18 protein-coding genes are annotated in these 19,291 nt (G+C 62.1%); 6 read left to right on the top strand and 12 right to left on the bottom strand.

Going from position 1 to position 19,291, the window contains the following annotated elements; translation table 11 throughout:
- From ACZRN6_RS17655 to cpaB, 4 genes are read right to left on the bottom strand one after another with little or no spacing between them, the layout of a single operon-like run.
- Positions 1 to 1,272, bottom strand: coding sequence for a CpaF family protein (locus tag ACZRN6_RS17655; RefSeq protein WP_322143081.1), 1,272 nt, complete (start codon positions 1,270 to 1,272; stop codon positions 1 to 3).
- The gene (locus ACZRN6_RS17650) at positions 1,269 to 2,459 is read right to left on the bottom strand and encodes a pilus assembly protein (RefSeq protein ID WP_322143082.1); all 1,191 of its coding nucleotides are present in this window, start codon (positions 2,457 to 2,459) and stop codon (positions 1,269 to 1,271) included. Before ACZRN6_RS17650 ends, ACZRN6_RS17655 begins: the two co-directional genes overlap by 4 nt.
- Positions 2,456 to 3,679: a type II and III secretion system protein family protein gene (locus ACZRN6_RS17645; RefSeq protein WP_322143083.1), complete on the bottom strand. Its 1,224-nt coding sequence runs from the start codon at positions 3,677 to 3,679 to the stop codon at positions 2,456 to 2,458. Before ACZRN6_RS17645 ends, ACZRN6_RS17650 begins: the two co-directional genes overlap by 4 nt.
- 20 nt (positions 3,680 to 3,699) lie before the next feature.
- On the bottom strand, positions 3,700 to 4,638 hold the full coding sequence (gene cpaB / locus ACZRN6_RS17640; RefSeq protein WP_322143084.1) for a Flp pilus assembly protein CpaB: 939 nt from the start codon (positions 4,636 to 4,638) through the stop codon (positions 3,700 to 3,702).
- Between the two features lie 314 nt (positions 4,639 to 4,952).
- On the opposite strand from cpaB, the gene ACZRN6_RS17635 reads away from it, so the two are divergent.
- Positions 4,953 to 5,144 (top strand): Flp family type IVb pilin, encoded by a 192-nt coding sequence (locus ACZRN6_RS17635; protein ID WP_322143085.1) that lies wholly within the window; start codon positions 4,953 to 4,955, stop codon positions 5,142 to 5,144.
- Positions 5,145 to 5,210: 66 nt separating this feature from the next.
- The gene (locus ACZRN6_RS17630) at positions 5,211 to 5,618 is read left to right on the top strand and encodes a response regulator (protein ID WP_322143086.1); all 408 of its coding nucleotides are present in this window, start codon (positions 5,211 to 5,213) and stop codon (positions 5,616 to 5,618) included.
- Positions 5,619 to 5,621: 3 nt separating this feature from the next.
- Here the strand turns inward: ACZRN6_RS17630 and ACZRN6_RS17625 are convergent, their stop codons facing one another.
- The 4 genes from ACZRN6_RS17625 to ACZRN6_RS17610 form a co-directional block, all read right to left on the bottom strand.
- Positions 5,622 to 7,307 (bottom strand): ShlB/FhaC/HecB family hemolysin secretion/activation protein, encoded by a 1,686-nt coding sequence (locus tag ACZRN6_RS17625; RefSeq protein ID WP_464008399.1) that lies wholly within the window; start codon positions 7,305 to 7,307, stop codon positions 5,622 to 5,624.
- 174 nt (positions 7,308 to 7,481) lie between these two features.
- Positions 7,482 to 9,215 (bottom strand): collagen-like triple helix repeat-containing protein, encoded by a 1,734-nt coding sequence (locus tag ACZRN6_RS17620; RefSeq protein WP_464008398.1) that lies wholly within the window; start codon positions 9,213 to 9,215, stop codon positions 7,482 to 7,484.
- A 292-nt stretch (positions 9,216 to 9,507) separates the two neighbouring features.
- Positions 9,508 to 10,356, bottom strand: coding sequence for a MaoC family dehydratase (locus ACZRN6_RS17615; RefSeq protein ID WP_464008397.1), 849 nt, complete (start codon positions 10,354 to 10,356; stop codon positions 9,508 to 9,510).
- A 2-nt stretch (positions 10,357 to 10,358) separates the two neighbouring features.
- On the bottom strand, positions 10,359 to 11,711 hold the full coding sequence (locus tag ACZRN6_RS17610) for a 3-oxoacyl-ACP reductase (RefSeq protein WP_464008396.1): 1,353 nt from the start codon (positions 11,709 to 11,711) through the stop codon (positions 10,359 to 10,361).
- A 113-nt stretch (positions 11,712 to 11,824) separates the two neighbouring features.
- On the opposite strand from ACZRN6_RS17610, the gene ACZRN6_RS17605 reads away from it, so the two are divergent.
- Both ACZRN6_RS17605 and ACZRN6_RS17600 read left to right on the top strand, forming a co-directional pair.
- The gene (locus ACZRN6_RS17605) at positions 11,825 to 13,102 is read left to right on the top strand and encodes an acetyl-CoA C-acetyltransferase (RefSeq protein WP_464008395.1); all 1,278 of its coding nucleotides are present in this window, start codon (positions 11,825 to 11,827) and stop codon (positions 13,100 to 13,102) included.
- A 151-nt stretch (positions 13,103 to 13,253) separates the two neighbouring features.
- Positions 13,254 to 14,153, top strand: a complete 900-nt coding sequence (locus tag ACZRN6_RS17600; protein ID WP_322143092.1) for a PA4780 family RIO1-like protein kinase — start codon at positions 13,254 to 13,256, stop codon at positions 14,151 to 14,153.
- Positions 14,154 to 14,296: 143 nt separating this feature from the next.
- On the opposite strand, the gene cueR is transcribed toward ACZRN6_RS17600, so the two are convergent.
- The 3 genes from cueR to ACZRN6_RS17585 form a co-directional block, all read right to left on the bottom strand.
- Entirely contained in the window at positions 14,297 to 14,698 is a 402-nt protein-coding gene (gene cueR, locus ACZRN6_RS17595) for a Cu(I)-responsive transcriptional regulator (protein ID WP_464008394.1), read from the bottom strand.
- Entirely contained in the window at positions 14,695 to 16,896 is a 2,202-nt protein-coding gene (locus ACZRN6_RS17590; RefSeq protein ID WP_464008393.1) for a heavy metal translocating P-type ATPase, read from the bottom strand. Before ACZRN6_RS17590 ends, cueR begins: the two co-directional genes overlap by 4 nt.
- 197 nt (positions 16,897 to 17,093) lie before the next feature.
- Positions 17,094 to 17,474, bottom strand: coding sequence for a hypothetical protein (locus ACZRN6_RS17585; RefSeq protein WP_322143094.1), 381 nt, complete (start codon positions 17,472 to 17,474; stop codon positions 17,094 to 17,096).
- A gap of 147 nt (positions 17,475 to 17,621) precedes the next feature.
- On the opposite strand from ACZRN6_RS17585, the gene ACZRN6_RS17580 reads away from it, so the two are divergent.
- Together ACZRN6_RS17580 and ACZRN6_RS17575 are read left to right on the top strand one after the other, a co-directional pair.
- Positions 17,622 to 17,822 carry a heavy-metal-associated domain-containing protein gene (locus ACZRN6_RS17580; RefSeq protein WP_464008392.1) on the top strand — a complete coding sequence of 67 codons (201 nt, stop codon included), beginning with the start codon at positions 17,622 to 17,624 and terminating at the stop codon, positions 17,820 to 17,822.
- Between the two features lie 87 nt (positions 17,823 to 17,909).
- Positions 17,910 to 19,103, top strand: a complete 1,194-nt coding sequence (locus ACZRN6_RS17575; RefSeq protein WP_464008391.1) for a multidrug effflux MFS transporter — start codon at positions 17,910 to 17,912, stop codon at positions 19,101 to 19,103.
- Between the two features lie 6 nt (positions 19,104 to 19,109).
- Here the strand turns inward: ACZRN6_RS17575 and ACZRN6_RS17570 are convergent, their stop codons facing one another.
- Entirely contained in the window at positions 19,110 to 19,289 is a 180-nt protein-coding gene (locus ACZRN6_RS17570; protein WP_063033289.1) for a hypothetical protein, read from the bottom strand.
- Positions 19,290 to 19,291: the final 2 nt, after the last annotated feature.

Genomic DNA, 19,291 nt, shown 5'->3' with positions numbered 1-19,291 from the left:
CTACACCGGCAGGTGGCCTTCGTGGCGCAACTTGTCACCCGCCGGGTTGACAGCCTCCCGCACGAAGCCAAAGCCGGTGCGCTTGTCATGGCGAAACAGGGTGTTGATGACGTACACGTCCTCGCGGATGCCCACCACCTCTACCACTTCGCTGACGCAACGGCGACCATCGGGCAGGCGGGTCAACTGGATCACCACGTCGAGGGCCGCGCAGATCATTTGCCGCAGGGTTTTTTCCGCCACCACCCGCCCGGTGAGGCCCACCAGGGTTTCCAGGCGCAGCAAGGCGTCCTGGGCGTTGTTGGCATGCACGGTGCTCATCGAACCGTCGTGGCCGGTGTTCATGGCGGTCAACACATCGATGACTTCGACACCGCGAATCTCGCCGAGGATGATCCGGTCGGGCCGCATCCGCAGGGCGTTGCGGATCAGGTCGCTGGCTTTTACCTCGCCATGGCCCTCGGCATTGGGCGGGCGGGTTTCCAGGCGCACGACGTGGGGATGGCCCAGTTGCAGTTCGGCCACGTCTTCAATGGTGACCAGGCGTTCGCGGGGGTTGATCAACTGGCTGAGAATGTTCAGCAGCGTGGTTTTGCCGGTGCCGGTACCGCCGCTGATCAGGATGTTGCAGCGCTTGCCGACGGCGTCCTGGAAGAACTCGAAAATGGCCTGGTCGATGGTTTGCATAGCCACCAGGTCGCTGCTTTTAAGCATGTCTTTGCGAAACTTACGAATCGACAGGCAAGGCCCGTCCAGGGCAATCGGCGGAATGATCGCATTGACCCGGCTGCCATCGGGCAGGCGCGCATCGACCATTGGCGAAGATTCATCCAGCCGGCGCCCCAGCGGCGCGAGGATCCGCTGCATGACCCGCTCGACATGGTGGTCGTCAATGAAGCGCAGATCACTCTGTTGCAGCAGGCCGTCGCGCTCGACGAATACCCGGTGCGGGCCATTGACCAGAATTTCTGTGACGGTGGGGTCGCGCAGCAGCACTTCCAGCGGGCCGAAACCGGTCAGCTCATCGACGATCTCTTCGGCCAGGCGTTCCATCTCATAACGGGAAATTGCCAGGTGCATGCGGGTGATGTACTCGGCCACCTTGTCGATCACAAACTGCGCCAGGGACTGGCGGGTGCCTTCCAGCAGGTTTTTCCCCGACTCCTCGATGGCATCGATGATGTAGCGATGCAGCACCAGTTTCAGGCCGTCGTGATCGGTATTGCCGACGCTGCCGCGTGCGGGAACACCAAACAGTTTCTCGCCGCTCATTTGGTCCTCAGCAGGCGGTTAAGCCAGTTGGTTGAGGGTTTTGCCAGGCCTTCGGAGCGTTTTGCCAGGCGCTCGCCCAAGTTGCGCAACGCTTGCGTCAGGGTTTCCCGCGGCGCCAGGGAGAACAGGGTCTGGGCCTGGTTCTTGGCACTCAGGCGAACTTCCGGGCTCCAGGGCAACACGGCGATCACTTCCAGCCCGAAGCTTTTGCCCAGCGCCTCCGAGTCCGGGGCGGCACCTTTGAGGTAGCGGTCTACCAGCAGGCGGGCATGCTCCAGTTTCATGCCTTTTTCTCGCCACAGGTTGAGTATCGCAAGGTTACGGCGGCAGTCCGGCACGCTTTGGTCGGTGCACCACAGCAGTTTGTCGCAGTGGCTGACAAAGGTGCGCACGGCTTCACTGTCGGGTTGCCCGGTCAGGTTCACCACAATGTGCTGGAAGTGCTGGCGCAGGGCGCTGAGTAGCATGTACAGCTCGGCCGCACTGGTACGCTCCAGCGGCTCGTCGTTGGTGTGGTAGGCGAGGATGCGCAGGCCGGCTTCGGCCGAGGTGAAGGCACTGTTGATCAGCGTTGCGTCCAGGCGGCGCAGGTGGCGCAGGGCATCGCCGAAGTGGAACGAGCTTTCCAGCCCCAGCAGCGCCAGGCTGTCTGCGAGCGGCAGGCCCAGGTCGAGCAACAATGTTTGCTGCCCGCTTTTTTGCACCACCAGCGCCAGGTGGCTGGCGATCAGCGCGCCGTCGGCATTGCCCTGGGTTCCATAGAGTACGGTCAGCCCGCCCAGGTGGGCATTGGGGGTGACGGCCGGCAAGCGTTTACTCAGGCGACGAACCAGGCCGGCAACTTCACTGGAGCGTGAGCCGTAGGCGACGAAATCCCGCGCGCCGGCGCGCATTGCATTGAGCACCAACTGGTTGTCCATGCCATCGCCCAGGGCCACGATGGCGAGCATGGGCTTGGCCTCCAGGGCGCCTTCGATCAGGGCGCACTGGGTGGTCACGTGTTCACGGTCCAGGCCGATGAACACCAGGTTGGCGAACGTCACGTCCACCAATGCCAACAGCTCGTCCAGGCTGCCCGCGCCGGCACTGACCACCTGCCCCAGGGGCGCGAGCGCGCCCTGGAGCCATTCCAGGTCTGTGGTGTTGCGGGTGATTGCCAGAAAGGTCTGGCTCAGGCTCTCGCTCATTCGGACAGTCCAGTGCGGCGGTCGAAATTACCGTTTTCAAGGAAATACAGGCGGTACCAGTTCGGGTCGTAATTGCGCAGTTTTTCCCCTGGCAACGAGGGCAATTGGGCGTTGGCGGCCAGTGGCTGTACCAGGTGCGGGGTGACGATCATCAGCAGCTCTTTTTCCTGGCGGTTAACGCTGGAGTCGCGAAAGAACGCGCCGAGAATCGGGATGTCGCCCAGGCCCGGGAATTTGCTGACGCTTGAGGTGTTGTTGGTGCTGATCAGGCCGCTGATCACAAAGCTTTCGCCGTCGGCCAGGGAGATGCTGGTGTCGGTGCGCCGGATCGTCAGCGCCGGTACCGAGATACCCTGGATGGTGACCGCGTTGCTGTAGTCCAGCTCGCTGACTTCGGGTGCGACCTTCAGGGAAATACGCCCATGGTCGATAACGGTCGGGGTCAGGGTCAGGCGGATCCCGAACTCCTTGTATTCGATGGAGAGGGAGTTGCTGCCACTGCTGGGCACCGGGATCGGAACCTCACCACCGGCGAGGAAGGTCGCGCTTTGCCCACTGAGCGCCACCAGGCTGGGGCGGGCCAGGGTGTAGGCAAACCCGCTGCTTTCCAGCGCGTTGATCATGGCCGAAACGCGACCGCCGCCAAAGCCGATGTTGAAGGTGTCGTTGTTTACCGGCAGCCCGCGAAACCCTGTGGCCGCCGCGTTGGCGACGTTGTTGGGCGTGCCAAACAAAAAGTTGCCGCCCCGGCCAAAAATCGACGTACTGGCCTCCTTGAGCTTGGTGCGGCTCACTTCCACGAAGCGGATGTCGGTTTGCACCTGGCTGGGCAGCGTCGGGTCATCGGACGGTGACAGGGTCAGGCTGGTCAGGGCCGACGTGGCCTTGCCCTGGACGAACACCATGCTCTGGCGCGGGCTGCTGGAACACGCTGTCCAGACCATCAGGCTGGTGTTGCCAGGCGCGATACCGGTGAGCAGGAATGCCTGGTTACCGTTGACCTGCACATCGGCCACTTTCGGGTCGCCAATGGCTAGCCGCGTAATCGGTACCGGCGATTGAATTGCCTGTTGTGTACCTTCGCCCACCTCCAGCACGGCCGGCAATTGGCCCAGCCCCGCGCAGTTCCCCGACGCCGCCAGTGCCACCTCGACGGGCAGGCTCACGGTGAGAAGGGCCCAGAATACTCGCGAAAAAAACCACACGGAACGACTGCTCATTCAAGGCATCCTTAGCTCTTTCAGGGCGTTTGTTGAGTCACCTGGTTGCCGCGTATCACCTCGACCCCCGAGCGTTTTGGAGCCCCGTTGGCAGGTGTTGGACCGAAACTGTTGAGGGGGGCCTGGCTGAAGGACAGTTGGTTGAACTGGTAGAGATCGCGCTTGGTGTTTTCCAGGTTGATCGCGGATTCCGTGTCGCCGGCCCAGTATTGGCTCAACAGTTGTTCGTCGGCACTGCGTACAGCCAGGCGCAATACACCCGATTGGGTGGCGAGCATCAGCCGGCTCAACAGCTGCTCGGGGACGGCCAGGGTGACCGTGCGTGCGCTGGCACGACCTTGCTGTTGCTTGAGTTTTTCGTCTGCGGTGGCCGGTGGGGTAGAGGCGGGGTTGCCATCGTTGGTCAGCCCCAATTGGTCGCCGACGCCCAGCAGGCGCAAGGCAGGCACCACCACTTGTGCCGACTGCTGCGGGTTGCTGGCTTCCTGGCGCAGGAAGAGCAGAACGTCTACGTAGTCGCCTGGGGTCAATTGCCCGCCGGCACCGATTACTTCATCCACGGCGACGGCCAGGGCGCGCTCGCTGGGGCGGATCATCCGGGCCAGGGTACCGCCGGCGTTGAAGCTCTCCTCGGTGAGCCATGTGCCGGCAGGCAGTGGCCGCCAGGGGGTCTTGCCCACGGCCTGGTCGAGGCGGGTCAAGCTGCCGGCGGGAACCGTGCGCAGTCTTTCCAGGGTCAGGTCGGCGGCGGTGAGGGCAACAAAGGGTGCAACATCATGGGCCAGGACCACCACGGGTTGGCGTGTCTGGTCTTCGGCTGCGGGTTGCGCAACCTCGGGTGATGGAGTTACAGGGGGGGCGACAGGAGCAGAGCGACTAAGCACCAGGCCCCAGTAGCCAGCAATCAATGCACCTACCAATAGCAGCCCGGCGAGGATCAAGCTAATGCGACTGTTCATGATGGCTCTCCCTATCCTGCTGCATCCACTGCTCTTTCCTACTAATGCGTACGCGTTTGGGGCGCTAAAGGCATCTAACTATTTCGCTATTTGAAGGTAGCCCAGCTAGGACGAAATGCCATTACTGGGCAACAAATATCTCCAGATTCTGTGAAAAGGCAGCTTTTTTGGCGCCAGCATGCCGACTAATACTTTGTGATTAATCAGTTCTTACAGTTGTTGGTATGGGGTTTGTTGACAATGCTCTAGTGGCACACCGGAATCATTTTGTGATGCCGCAGTACCAGCGCCATAGGCGCAAAGGAGAAGTCATTATGTTCCTTGATCTTATTCGCATGGGTTTCATCAAAGTCCAGATTTTTTTCTACTCCAAAGAGGGCGCGTCGGGTATTGAATACGCGCTTGTTGCCGCGATGGTTGCTGTTGCGCTGGCGGCCTTTATTACCCCCATCCGTACTGCGGTGACAAACGTATTTACGACGATCCAGGCGGCCATTCATACCTGATGGTGTCACTCGCGCAAACACGTGCAGGTCCCGCTGAATGATCTATTGCGCCTCGGGCATTTCTCCATGAACTCCTCTTTGTCTCCCCGGCAACAAATCCTTTTGGTGGACGATGAAGAGGACGCCCTCATTGAACTGGCCGAGTCGCTGGAGAATGAGGGCTTTGTCTGTTTCACCGCCACCTCGGTCACCTTCGCGTTGCAGGAGCTGACCCTGCACCCCGATATCGCCCTCGTTATCACCGACCTGCGCATGCCTGAGGAAAGCGGTATTTCCCTGATCAAGCGCCTGCGCGAACACACCGCTCGCCAGCACTTGCCGGTGATCGTCATGTCTGGCCATGCCGAGATGGATGATGTGAGCGACATGTTGCGTTTGCAGGTGCTGGACCTGTTTCGCAAGCCGATCTATCTGGTGCGCTTGATCGACACCCTCAATAGCCTGTTTCCCGTGCCGAAAGTCAGGCTGATGTAGGGTTCAAAGCTGGTAGCTGAAACTCAACGTATACCGCGGCCGCCGATTGAAGCTGTCCAGGGCGATGTCCGACATTGGCTTGGCCGCTTCCAGCGCAATGTTGTAGTACTTGTTATCCCCAAAACGCAGGCCCACGGCCGCCGATGACATGTTATTGCCCTTGACCGGCAACGCGTTGAACCAGGTCTTGGCCTTTTCCAGTACCACGTACGGTTGCAGGATTTTTACCCATTCGCCACTGCGGTTGAAGCTGTAGTTGACCTCATACGCCACGCCCCAGCCCTTGTCGCCCGAGCCCTGGTCATCGGGGTAGCCACGTCCGAAATTCTGCCCACCGAACGTTGCACGTTCGCTGTCGGGCAGGGTGTCGTTGCTCCAGTAAAACGCGGCCGATGCCACGCCTTGCCAGTTGTCGAAGAACTTGTCGCTCTGCACGCCCGAAAGGCGCAGGCGGAAGAAGTCGATATCCGGTTTTATACCTTCCAGGTCGCTGCGGGTCTTGGCGCCCAGGCCGTCGATGCCTTGGTACAGGCCGGCGCTGAGTATGCGCAATTGGCGCGTGTCGGACTTGCGCCAGTCGCCTTCAAACGCCAACGCGCGCAGGTTGGTTTCCAGGTCAAAACGCTGGGGGAAACCCACCAGTTGATAGCGGGTGGTCTGGTCCACGGCATAGAGCCGGGTACCCAGGGTCAGCGACTCGGTGGGGGAGGCGATCAGCGGGTGGCTGAGGCCAATGGAGTAGCGGTCAATTTGCTGGTGGGGCTTGAGTTCGAAGCCGCCGTCCAACTGAATATTGCTGCGTGGGTCGGCGCGATAGCGCTCGGCGTTGACCACCAGTTGGGTGCCCTCGGCATTGACGAACTGGCTATAGCCGAGGCGGTAGTAGTGCTCCTTGTCTTCGCCCGGCGGGAACAGGCCGCTGATGCTCAGTTGCTCACCCATGGAGGTCTGGGAGTTGCTGGTGCCGGTGATCAGGGCCTGCAGGCCGCCACGGCTGTCATCGGTCATGCTCATGCTGCTGGTGAAGGGTTTGCGCGAGGCCTGAATCTGCATGTGCGTGCCGCCATCGGTGGTGCCTGGTGGCGGTACTTGCGCCTGCAGCGTCACACCCGGTATGCGCCCCATCAGCGTGGTGTAGCGTTCGAAGGTCTTGCGGGTCAGTGGGCGCTCGGCCAGCAGCTTGGCCGCCAGTTTGTCGACGTAGGCCGAGACGGAGCCGATGTCGCCCTGCAGGTTGTAATCCTTGATGTAGCCTTCCACGAGTATCACGTGTACCAGGCCGTTTTCGAAGCGCTGGTCGGGCAGGTAGGCGTAGGACAACAAGTAGCCGTCCTGCTGGTAGCGGCGTGTGATACCACGGGTGGCTTCGATCAGTTGCGCGACGGTGGTTTCATGGCCAATCAACGGTTCGAAAACCTGGGCCGCATCCTTGAGTGGGTAGATCGTGCCGCCGTCGATTTGCAGCTTGCGGATGGTCACCTTGGTCTCCATCAACAGCGGCTGGCCCTGGGTGGCGGACGGCTCGGGCAACTGGGTCTGGGGCGTGACCGGGCGGTAGGCATCGGCGGGAAGATTGGGCACCGGCAAGTTGCGAATGGTGTCGTTGCTATTGAGGAAGCTGGGCAGGGTCTCGGCCTGGACACAAGCGGCAATGAGGGTTAGCAAAAACAACGGCGTCGAGGCGCGCATAGGACACTCCATGGTCAAACTGCAGCAGCGTTTCGCGGGTTCCCGCCGGGTCTTGGGCCACGGTTCGAGACGGCCTGTCAGGGGCCAATAAAAAGACGAGAGACTCATCGGAATCTCTCGTCTCAACCAAGCGTAGGCGCTGTAGGGGAGGCCGTCTAATGGCCAGGTGCAATTCTATTTTTTGCCGGTCAGCCCGCCGAGCAAGCCTCCCAGGCCGCCACCGGTGTTGGTGTTTGCAGTGCCTCCAGCAGATGCGCTGGCACCCAGATTCAACCCGCCGAGCAGGCCGCCGCTACCGCCGGTTGCAGTACCGCCGGTAACCAGCCCACCCACTGAGCCCACGGTGCCGCCGACTGTATTGAGCGTACCGCCCAGGGCATTGGTGATCGGGTTGGCATTCGCCGCTGTCAGGGTGGTACCTATGCTGCTGACTGCCCCGCCGACCTGAGTCACCAGACCGTTGACGGGGCCGCCGATACCGGTGCTGGTGCCGATGTTTTGCGTCAGGCCGGCAACACCCGTGGTGACGGGGTTGAGTGCTGCACCGACGTTGGTCGCCAGGGTGCCTACTGGCGCTGTGGCGCCGGTGTTGGCTACGCCATTGCCGCCAATCAACGTGCCGAGGGAAGCCACGGTGTTGCCCACAGAGCCGCCTGCGATGCCCGCTGCACTGACGGTGCCATTGGTGTTGCCGATATTCAGGCCGTTACCGACGTTGGCGACGAGGCCGCCGACGAGTTCAGGCAGGCCCGATTGTGGGGTCGTGGTTGCCGGGTTGACGTAGCCGCTCGACTTGTCGAGGGTGGTGCCGACGCCGGTCAATACGCCACCGACGACAGCCCCCAGCGGGTTGCCTGTGCCGCCGGCGCTGGCCACTTGGCCACCCAGGCCTGTGACTGTGGAACCGACTTTATCCAGTACGCCACCAACCGGGTTGCCCAGGCCTGTCTTGTTGCCGAGGTTGCCGGTGGTGTTTTCCAACAGGGAAACCACTGGCACCAATACGCTTTTGCCTACCGTATTGGTCGCGCTGCCCAAAGGTCCGGTAGTGCTGGCAGTGCTCAAGGTGTCGCCGAGCATGGTGACCGCCTGGCCAACCTGATCAACCAGGCCGCCGGCTGCGCCGCCGACACCACCGGTCAAGCCACCGACCACGGGAATGCCGCCCAATGTGGTGCCCAGGGACTTGCCGGTATTGGATACGCCGGTGCCCAGGTCGGCCACGCCGTCGGCTACACCGGCAACGGTGGTGCCCAAGGCGTTGCTGTTGGTGCCCAGGGTACCCAGGCCGTTGGTCAAGCCGGTGCCAATACTAGTGACGGCAGTGCCCGTCGCAGTGACCAGCCCGCCGGCGGTAGTGCCGACAATTGGAACGGTGTTCAGGGTTGTGCCCAAGTCACCCACGGCGGTGCCGACATTGCCGACTACACCGCCCACGGCGCCCACTACCTGACCGGTGACGAGGGGAGTGGGCGAACCCGTGCCGCCACCTGTGCCACCGCCAGTACCACCACCTGTGCCACCGCCAGTACCACCACCTGTGCCGCCTCCGGTACCACCACCTGTGCCACCGCCAGTACCACCACCTGTGCCGCCTCCGGTACCACCACCTGTGCCACCGCCAGTACCACCACCTGTGCCACCTCCGGTACCGCCGCCAGTACCACCACCTGTACCACCACCGGTACCTCCGTCAGTGCCACCACCTGTGCCGCCGCCGGTACCTCCACCAGTGCCGCCATCGGTACCACCGCCAGCACCACCACCCGCGCCGCTGCCGGCATCCGGAGAAGACGCCGCGACGCTAGTGTGATGGCCACCACCACCGCTGCTGCAGCCTCCGAGGCTTACTGCCAGAATCAGGGCCAGCGCGGTACTTGCTTTCCACAACACGACTTGAGTTTTCATGATTGAGTTCCTTGCACCTGGTACAGCCTTTGTTGTTATCGAAGTTCGCTGTTTCTAGGGGCAGCGATACATTCGTCCGTTATGGCCATAACAAACCCGAGTGCCTTTTAGCGCAACGCTCAACTTGGTATTAACGATTTATATACAGGCCGGTTTAGCCGGCTTAGTGACTAATACCAAGGGTATATCCGCAGGCGGTGTGGAAGAGTTGACGCTTTATAAATCAAGGTGTTGATAAACTTAGCGGGCTATCAATAGCCCGCTATAACTTAGGGTGTATATATACAATTGATCAGTAAGCAGGCTGCCAGCGCCCCGTCATATGTTCAATGTCTGCGGCGCCTTTTAGTTGCAACTCACCGCGGGGGCCGGCGGCACTCGCCAATAAGATAACTTCGCCCGGCAAACGCACCGGCTTTTTAAACTCGACGTCTATCTGGAGGTTGGCTGCCGGCAAATGTTCACTCAGCGCGGCCAGTGTGTGCGCCTTGTTCCACAGGCCATGGGCGATGGCCTGTGGGAAGCCAAACAACTTGGCGGTCATCGCGCTCAAATGAATCGGGTTGTAGTCGCCAGACACCCGGGCGTAGCGGCGACCAATATCGGCGGGGGCTTTCCAGCGCGCCAACTCGCTGACACCCGTAGGGGTTTGCAGGGTGTTATCCACTGCCACCCCCTCGAGTTTTACGCCGCGACAGAGCATTCGGCTTTCGGCTTCCCACAGCGGCCCCAATGAGTCCTCGACCGTGGTCACAATATCGAAAGTTGCCCCTTTGGCGTGTGGCTGCAAGTTTTGCGCGTAGACACCGACCATCAGGTCACTCACACCGCCCAGCGGGCGCAGGATACGGATGCGGTTGCTCAGGTGGATCAAGCCCAGCAGCGGGAATGGAAATTCGTTGCTGGTGAGCAATTGCATCTGCAGGCCGAATGCCAGGATATGTGGGTAGGTTGCCGGCAGCACCGGGCTTTCGGCAAACCCGCAGACCTTGCGATATGCCGCCACCTCCTTGGGGTTGACGCTGACCCGGCAGCGCAGCCCGTGCTCAGGCAATGTGGTGCCGGTGATCTTGCGCTTGAGCGCCGCACGCCAATACAGCGGCGGTAGAAACGGGGTGCTGCCTAATGTCTGCCACTGCATGCTTACGCTCCCAATAGACTTTGCCCACACACCCGTAACGCTTGGCCGCTGACGGCGCCCGAGCCCGGCTGGCCGAGCCATGCCACCGCTTCGGCGACGTCCTGGGGCAGGCCACCCTGGCCCAGCGAACTCATGCGGCGGCCGGCCTCACGCAAGGCGAACGGAATATGCGCGGTCATCTGGGTTTCGATAAAGCCTGGGGCCACCGCATTGATGCTGATCCCGCGTTCCCCCAGCAACGGTGCCCAGGCCTGCGCCAGGCCGATCAGCCCGGCCTTGCTCGCGGCGTAATTGGTTTGCCCGCGGTTGCCCGCGATGCCGCTGATGGACGCCAGCAACACCACGCGGCCATTGTCGTGCAGGGTGCCGCTGTCCAGTAGGGCCTTGGTCAGCACTTGCGGCGCGTTGAGGTTGACGGCCAATACCGCGTCCCAGTATTCCGGTGTCATGTTGGCCAGGGTCTTGTCGCGGGTGATGCCGGCGTTGTGCACCACGATGTCGATGCCGTCCGGCAGGTGTTCGATCAACTGGGCGGCGGCGTCCTCGGCGCAGATATCCAGGGCAATGCTGCGAGCGCCCAAGCGTGCAGCCAGGGCATCGAGGTCGGCCTTGGCGGGTGGCACGTCCAACAGAATCACCTCGGCACCATCACGGGCCAGGGTTTCTGCGATCGAGGCGCCGATACCGCGAGCGGCACCGGTCACCAGCGCCTTGCGCCCGGCGAGAGGGCGGGTCCAATCCTCGACGTGGGTGGCACAGGCGTTCAGGCGAATCACCTGCCCTGAGATGTACGCGCTTTTTGGCGAGAGGAAGAAGCGCAACGCACCTTCCAACTGGTCGTCGGCACCTTCGCCCACATACAGCAATTGCAGGACGCCGCCGCTGCGCAGTTCTTTTGCCAACGACCGGCTGAAGCCTTCAAGGGCACGCTGGGCGCTGGCGGCAAACGGGTCGCTGAGGCTTTCCGGGGCGCGGCCAAGGATCACCAGGTGCGCGCTGTGATCGAGATTTTTCAGCAGCGGCTGAAAGAATTCCCGCAGCTGCTTGAGTTGATCGGTGTGCTGCAGTTGGCTGGCATCGAACACCACGGCCTTGAGCTTGGGCCCGTGGCCGGGAATCCAGGGCGTGGCCGTCGACGGTTCGGTACCGTAGCTATAGATAGCGTCGGTCAGCCTGTTGGCGAACGCCAGAATATTGGTCGCCAGCGGGCCGCCGCCGATCAGCAGCGCGCCCTCCACGGGACGCAGGCGCCCGGCCTGCCAGCGTTCCAGGCGTACCGGTGACGGCAGGCCAATGGCGGCGACCAGGCGATGGCCGAGGCTGGAGTTGGCGAAGTCGATATAACGGTCAGACATGGAACGCTCTCCGAGTGCTGGGGTTCAAACGGTGGACCATCGTTAGGTGAAAGTCGTTCGATTGAGCCTAGGCTAGTCTCACAGACTCACCCACAACCTTCAGGGAGCTTTCCATGACTCAATTGCGCCGTGTAGCGATCATTGGCGGTAACCGCATCCCCTTCGCCCGCTCCAATGGCCCTTACGCCACGGCGAGTAACCAGGCGATGTTGACCGCCGCTCTGGAAGGCCTGATCGAACGCTACAACCTGCACGGCCTGCGCATGGGCGAGGTGGCCGCCGGGGCGGTGCTCAAGCACTCCCGGGACTTCAACCTGACCCGCGAGTGCGTGCTGGGCTCGCGCCTGTCGCCGCAAACCCCCGCCTACGACATTCAGCAGGCCTGCGGCACGGGGTTGGAAGCGGCATTGCTGGTGGCGAACAAGATTGCCTTGGGGCAGATCGAATGCGCGATTGCCGGTGGCGTCGACACCACGTCCGACGCGCCCATCGGGGTGAATGAAGGGCTGCGCAAAATCCTCCTGCAAGCCAATCGCAGTAAATCCATGGCGGATAAATTAAAAGTCTTGTTACAACTTCGTCCCCATCACCTCAAGCCGGAACTGCCACGCAACGGCGAACCGCGCACCGGTTTGTCCATGGGCCAGCATTGCGAATTGATGGCCCAGACTTGGCAGATCCCCCGCGCCGAGCAGGATCAACTGGCGCTGGAAAGCCACCAGAAAATGGCCGCGTCCTACGCCGAAGGCTGGCATAACGATTTGCTCACACCCTTCCTTGGCCTGACCCGCGACAACAACCTGCGCCCCGACCTGACCCTGGAAAAGCTCGCCAGCCTCAAGCCCGCCTTTGAGCGCAGCGAAAAGGGCACCCTCACCGCCGGCAATTCGACGCCGCTGACCGATGGCGCCTCGTTGGTGCTGCTGGGCAGTGAAGCCTGGGCCAAAGAGCGCGGTTTGCCGATTCTTGCGTACCTGCGCGATGGCGAGGCGGCCGCGGTGGATTTCGTCAACGGTGCCGAAGGTCTGTTGATGGCGCCGGTGTACGCCGTGCCGCGCTTGCTGGCCCGGAATGGCCTGACGCTGCAGGACTTCGATTACTACGAGATTCACGAAGCCTTCGCCGCCCAAGTGTTGTGCACGCTGAAGGCCTGGGAAGACCCGCAATACTGCAAGACCCGCCTGGGGCTGGACGCGCCGCTGGGCTCCATCGACCGCAGCCGGCTGAACGTCAAGGGCAGCTCATTGGCGGCCGGCCATCCGTTTGCCGCCACTGGAGGGCGTATCGTCGCCAACCTGGCCAAGCTGCTGGATGCGGCGGGCAAGGGCCGGGGCCTGATCTCGATCTGCGCCGCCGGGGGCCAGGGCGTCACCGCGATTATTGAGCGCTGATCTCGGCTATGATCGGGCCGCCGGTCAATTTGGCATATTGGATGCATTCTTAAGCGGTCAAAGGTCGGTACCCTCTCCCCGCGGCGAGAGGATTGCCGTATAACGAGTGCCATACGCGTGTTTGGTAATAAAGGACCCACAATAAAAGCTGATGAAGACTCCTAAACGCATTGAACCCCTGATCGAGGACGGTCTGGTCGACGAGGTGCTGCGCCCACTCATGAGTGGTAAAGAAGCAGCTGTTTACGTGGTGCGCTGCGGCAACGAGTTACGTTGCGCCAAGGTCTACAAGGAGGCGAATAAACGAAGTTTTCGTCAGGCGTCCGAATACCAGGAAGGCCGCAAGGTCCGCAACAGCCGCCAGGCCCGGGCCATGGCCAAGGGCTCCAAGTTCGGCAAGAAAGAAACCGAAGACGCCTGGCAGAACGCCGAGGTAGCGGCGCTGTTTCGCCTGGCCGGTGCGGGCGTTCGCGTGCCCAAGCCGTACGACTTCCTTGAAGGCGTGCTGCTGATGGAACTGGTGGCGGATGAATACGGTGATGCTGCGCCACGTCTCAACGACGTGACGCTGGACCCGGACCAGGCCCGCGAATACCACGCCTTCCTGATTACCCAGATCGTGCTGATGTTGTGTACCGGCCTGGTGCACGGTGACCTTTCCGAGTTCAACGTGCTGCTGACGCCGACGGGCCCGGTGATCATCGACCTGCCTCAGGCGGTGGATGCCGCGGGCAACAACCACGCGTTCACCATGCTGGAACGGGATGTGGGCAACATGGCTTCCTATTTCGGGCGTTTTGCCCCGGAATTGAAGAAGACCAAGTACGCCAAGGAGATGTGGGCGCTTTACGAAGCCGGCACTCTGCACCCGGCCAGCGTCTTGACTGGCGAGTTCGACGAGCCGGAAGAGTTGGCTGACGTGGGCGGTGTTATCCGCGAAATCGAAGCGGCGCGGCTTGATGAAGAGCGTCGCCAGGCGATTCGTGCGGCAGACGATGCACCTGCGAGCAAGGCATCGGAAGAACCTCCACCGCCGCCCTGGATGCAGTGATCCAATAACCGGAAAGGATCCCGGTCCATGTGGGAGCTGGCTTGCCTGCGATAGCATCACCTCGGTTTGGCTCACAGACCGAGGTGCCTGCATCGCAGGCAAGCCAGCTCCCACATTTGTTTTGTGCAGTCAGTAAAGTCTGGTCAGGCGCAACAACTGCCCGAAGCCAACTCCTTGAGAATCGGGCAGTCTGGCCGATGGTCACCCTGGCAGTGTTCCACCAGGTCCTGCAACGTATCGCGCAATTGCCCCAGCTCGCGGATCTTCTGGTTCAGCTCATTGATATGCTGGCGGGCCAGCGCCTTGACGTCGGCACTCGCGCGTCCCCGGTCCTGCCAGAGGGTCAGCAGTTTGCCGACTTCCTCAAGGGAAAACCCCAAGTCCCGCGAACGCTTGATAAACGCCAGTGTGTGCAAGTCGTCGGCGCCATAAATACGGTAGCCGCTGTCGGTACGATGAGCCGCTTTCAACAAGCCGATGGACTCGTAATAACGAATCATCTTGGCGCTCAGGCCGCTTTGGCGTGCTGCTTGGCCGATGTTCATGGACGCTTGTCCTCCAGGTCCTTGGGCTTCCAGGTTTTCAACAGCAGCGCATTACTTACCACGCTGACGCTGGACAGGGCCATGGCTGCGCCGGCCATCACGGGATTAAGCAGACCGAACGCGGCCAGCGGAATCCCGATCAAGTTATACACAAAGGCCCAGAACAGGTTCTGTCGAATTTTAGCGTAGGTCTTGCGGCTGATTTCCAGGGCTGCGGGCACTAGCCGCGGGTCGCCGCGCATCAGGGTGATGCCGGCCGCGTGCATCGCCACGTCGGTGCCGCCGCCCATGGCGATGCCAATGTCGGCTGCCGCCAGGGCCGGTGCGTCGTTGATGCCGTCGCCGACCATCGCCACCACGCCGGTCTTTTTCAGCTCGGCGACGGTGGCGGCCTTGTCGGCGGGCAGCACCTCGGCGTGCACGTCGTCGATCCCCAGGGCTTCGGCTACCACGCGGGCACTGCCACGGTTATCGCCGGTCAGCAGGTGGCTGCTGATTTGCCTGGCCTTGAGTTGTTGTATCGCTTGCAGGGCGCCCGGTTTGAGTGTGTCACCGAAGGCGAACAAACCCAGCACACGGGGTTGCGGGGCTTGTTCGATCAGCCAGGACAAGGTGCGGCCTTCGGCTTCCCAGGCGCTGGCCGAGTTGGCGAGGTCGCCGGTGCTCAAGCCGGTTTCTTCCAGCAGGCGGCGGTTACCCAAAGCCAGTTGCCGACCGTCAAGCGTGCCCGCTATGCCGCGCCCGGTCAGGGACTGGCTGGCGCTGACGTCGGCCACGTTCAGGCCTTGCTCGGCGCAGGCATCCAGCACCGCCTTGGCCAGCGGGTGTTCACTGCCGCGTTGCAACGCACCGGCCTGTTGCAGCAGGGCCGCTTCGTTGCCATCGACAGCCGCCAGGTGTGCGATTTTCGGCGCGCCGGAGGTCAGGGTGCCGGTCTTGTCGAACACCACGGCGCTGACTTCATGGGCGCGTTCCAGGGCTTCGGCATCCTTGATCAAAATCCCGTGGCGGGCGGCGACGCCGGTGCCGGCCATGATGGCGGTGGGTGTGGCCAGGCCAAGGGCGCAAGGGCAGGCGATCACCAATACGGTGACGGCGTTGATCAGCGCGACTTCCAGCGGTGCGCCATACAACCACCAGCCCACCAGCGTGGCCAAGGCCAACACCAGCACCACCGGCACGAACACCTGGCTGACTTTATCCACCAGTTTCTGGATCGGGGCTTTGGCGGCCTGGGCGTCTTCCACCAAACGGATGATCCGCGCCAATACGCTTTCCGCGCCGAGGGCCAGGGTGCGTACCAGCAGCCGGCCTTCGCCGTTGATGGCGCCGCCGGTGACCGCGTCGCCAGGCTGTTTGGGCACCGGCAGGCTTTCACCGCTGATCAGCGCTTCGTCGGCGTGGCTTTGGCCCTCCACCACTTCACCGTCCACCGGGAAGCGTTCGCCGGGTTTGACCAGCACCAGGTCATTGAGCTTGAGGGCGGTGATGGCAACGTCTTGCTCGCGGCCATCGATCACTTGAATCGCCCGCTCCGGGCGCAAGGCTTCCAGGGCGCGGATGGCGCTGGCGGTCTGGCGCTTGGCGCGGCTTTCCAGGTATTTGCCCAGCAGCACCAGGGCGATCACCACGGCCGAGGCTTCGAAGTACAGATGCGGCAGGGTGCCGGCGGATGCGGTAAGCCATTCATAGATACTCAGGCCGTAACCGGCGCTGGTGCCGATGGCTACCAGCAGGTCCATATTCCCGGCCCCGGCGCGCACGGCTTTCCAGGCGGCGATATAGAAGCGCGCACCGAAGATGAATTGCACCGGGGTGGCCAGCGCAAACTGAACCCAGGCCGGCAGCATCCAGTGCAGGCCAAACGGTTGCACCAGCATTGGCAGCACCAACGGTACGGCGAGAAGAATCGCCAGCAAAAGCGACCAGCGTTCATGGCTCAGGCGTTGTTCCTGGCTGGCTTGGGTAGCGGTTTCGCTTTGGGGCAGGGTGGCGGTGTAGCCGGCCTTGTCGACGGCGGCGATCAGGACGCTGGGGTCCATTTGGCCGAGCACTTCAATGTGGGCGCGTTCGTTGGCCAGGTTGACGCTGACGCTTTGCACCCCGGGCACTTTGCCCAGTGCCCGTTCAACCCGCCCGGCGCAGCTGGCGCAGGTCATGCCGCCGATCGACAGGTCGAAGGTGGTGGATCCGTTCATGGGCAGTACTCCAGGAGAGATTGCCCCTAGGATCAACCTTGACCTGTGGGGAAGGTCAAGGCGCTTTTTACTGTTGGAGCGAGGGGGACGCCTAGTTCTTGCTCGCGAAAAGCTTGAGGGCGCCGCGTTTATTCAGGATGAACGCGTTATCGTTGACGTTTTTCGCGAGCAAGCTCGCTCCTACAGGTTTTCGGGGCTTAGTACTCCAGTGCTGCCGGCTTCAGGTACATCCCGTCTGGCCCTTGCGCGATGCGCAACTTGCGCACGTCACCGGCCTTCAAGGTGATGTTTTGCGCCGGTGGCGCGAGCATGCCCGGCAAGCAGCCTTGGGACTGGCCCGGCAATAACTTCAGGCGCAATGACACATTCCCCGCCGGCAAATTAAACGAGGTGGCCTGCTCCTGGAACAGCCGCCCGGCCAACTGGTCCTGGATGTACAGGCCGATCTCGCAGTTGGTCGGTACTTCGAGGCGCTCCCGGGAAATGATCAGCACCGCGTAATCTTGGTCCGCGCTGGCCGGTGGCACAGCAGCAAACAAGCCCATCAGGCTGACAATGCCAAAAAACGACCAGCGCATGGCGAATTCTCCGAGGTTCACATCGTGGATAGCTGCAGCTTGGCCGAGGCCGCGAATGAATGCCAGCCCGGCCGATGTTTTCAGAACTTGACCTTGCCATCGTGGCAAGGTCAAAACTGCGGGCAACCTCATCAAAGGAGTCATGTCATGCAAGTATTCAGCGTTGAAGGAATGACCTGTGGCCACTGCGTTCGCGCAGTGACCCAGGCGGTGCAGGCCATGGACCCGGCGGCCAGCGTGCGCGTCGACCTCGCGGCCAAGGAAGTCGGCGTGGAAAGCAGCCTGCTGTCGCCGGCGCAGGTGGTCAACTTGATCAGTGAGGAAGGCTACAGCGTCAAGCTCGCCTGAGTGTTTGAATAGTTAGCGAGCTAACTTAATGTTCAAGGCACCCATGCCCGGCTAAACTGTCGGGCTGCCGACTCTCCTGGGTGCCTGATGAACCTTCGTATAATTCTTATTTTAGGGGCCTTGAGCGCGTTCGCGCCGTTGGCCATCGATTTCTACCTGCCGGGTTTCCCAGCCATGGCCGTGGCATTCGGCACCGACGAAAAACATATTCAGCTGACCTTGGCCGTGTACTTTACGGGCCTTGCAATCGGCCAGTTGATCTATGGGCCGCTGGCCGACCGTTTCGGGCGACGCGGGCCGCTGCTCAGCGGCGTCACCCTGTTTACCCTCGCTTCCTTCGCCTGCGCGTACGCGCCTTCGCTGGAGTGGCTGATCGGCGCACGTTTCGTCCAGGCCCTGGGCGGTTGCTCGGGCATGGTGATCTCCCGGGCGGTGGTCAGCGATAAGTGCGACGCGGTGGGCTCGGCCAAGGTGTTTTCGCAACTGATGCTGGTCACCGGGCTGGCGCCGATCCTTGCGCCGCTGGCGGGCGGGGTGATGGTTGGCATATGGGGTTGGCAGTCGATATTCCTGGCACTGACGGCCTTCAGTGTGATGGCGGCCATCGCGGTGGCGGTTGGCCTGCCGGAAAGTTTCCCCGCCCATCAACCGCGTCAGCCACTGTCGGGTGCATTGCGCCAGTACGGCCGGTTGTTGTCGGACCGGGTTTACCTGGGCTATGCCCTGACCGGCGGCATCTCGATTGCCGGCATGTTTGCCTACATCGCGGGCTCGCCGTTCGTGTTTATCAAGCTATACGGCGTGCCTGCCGAGCACTATGGCTGGGTGTTTGGCTCCAACGCCGCCGGCTTTATCCTGGTGGCACAGGTCAATGCACGCTTGCTGGCCTCGCGCGGCCCGGCGTTTTTGTTGTCGCGCACGGTGTGGGTCTACCTGGCGGCGGGCCTGGCGTTGCTGGCCATTACTGCGCTGCGCACTGACGCTTTGTGGCCGTTGCTGGTGCCGCTGTTTATCTGCATCGCCAGCCTGGGCTGCATTTTGCCCAACACGTCGGCCTGCGCCATGAGTGGGCAGGGTGCACGGGCGGGCAGTGCGTCGGCGTTGCTCGGTTGCATACAGTTTGGGATTGCGGCGGGCGCGGCGTCGTTGGTCGGCGTGTTGCATGATGGCACGGCGATGCCGATGGCAATGGTCATCAGCTTGTGTGGCGTGCTGGCGGTGACGGTCGCGACGCTGACCCGGCGCCTGCAGCGCCAACGGGCACTGCAAGCGGCGGACTGATCAGGGTCAGCCAGCAGAACGCTGCTGGCTTTCGGGGAAGCGGTGAGGCGCCTGGATGCGGGTTTGCAGGGTGTCGGCAAACGCGCGGGCTTCGGCCTCACTGCGGAAGGTAAAGGCATTGTGGTCCAGGCGCACCTGCCATTTGTTGCCTTCGGATCTTGCTAGCGCTTTTATCAGGATCTTCATTG

Source organism: Pseudomonas sp. A125 (assembly GCF_055409485.1).
The sequence above is the reverse complement of the archived record's forward strand: the minus strand, read 5'-3'. Positions and strand labels throughout refer to the sequence as shown.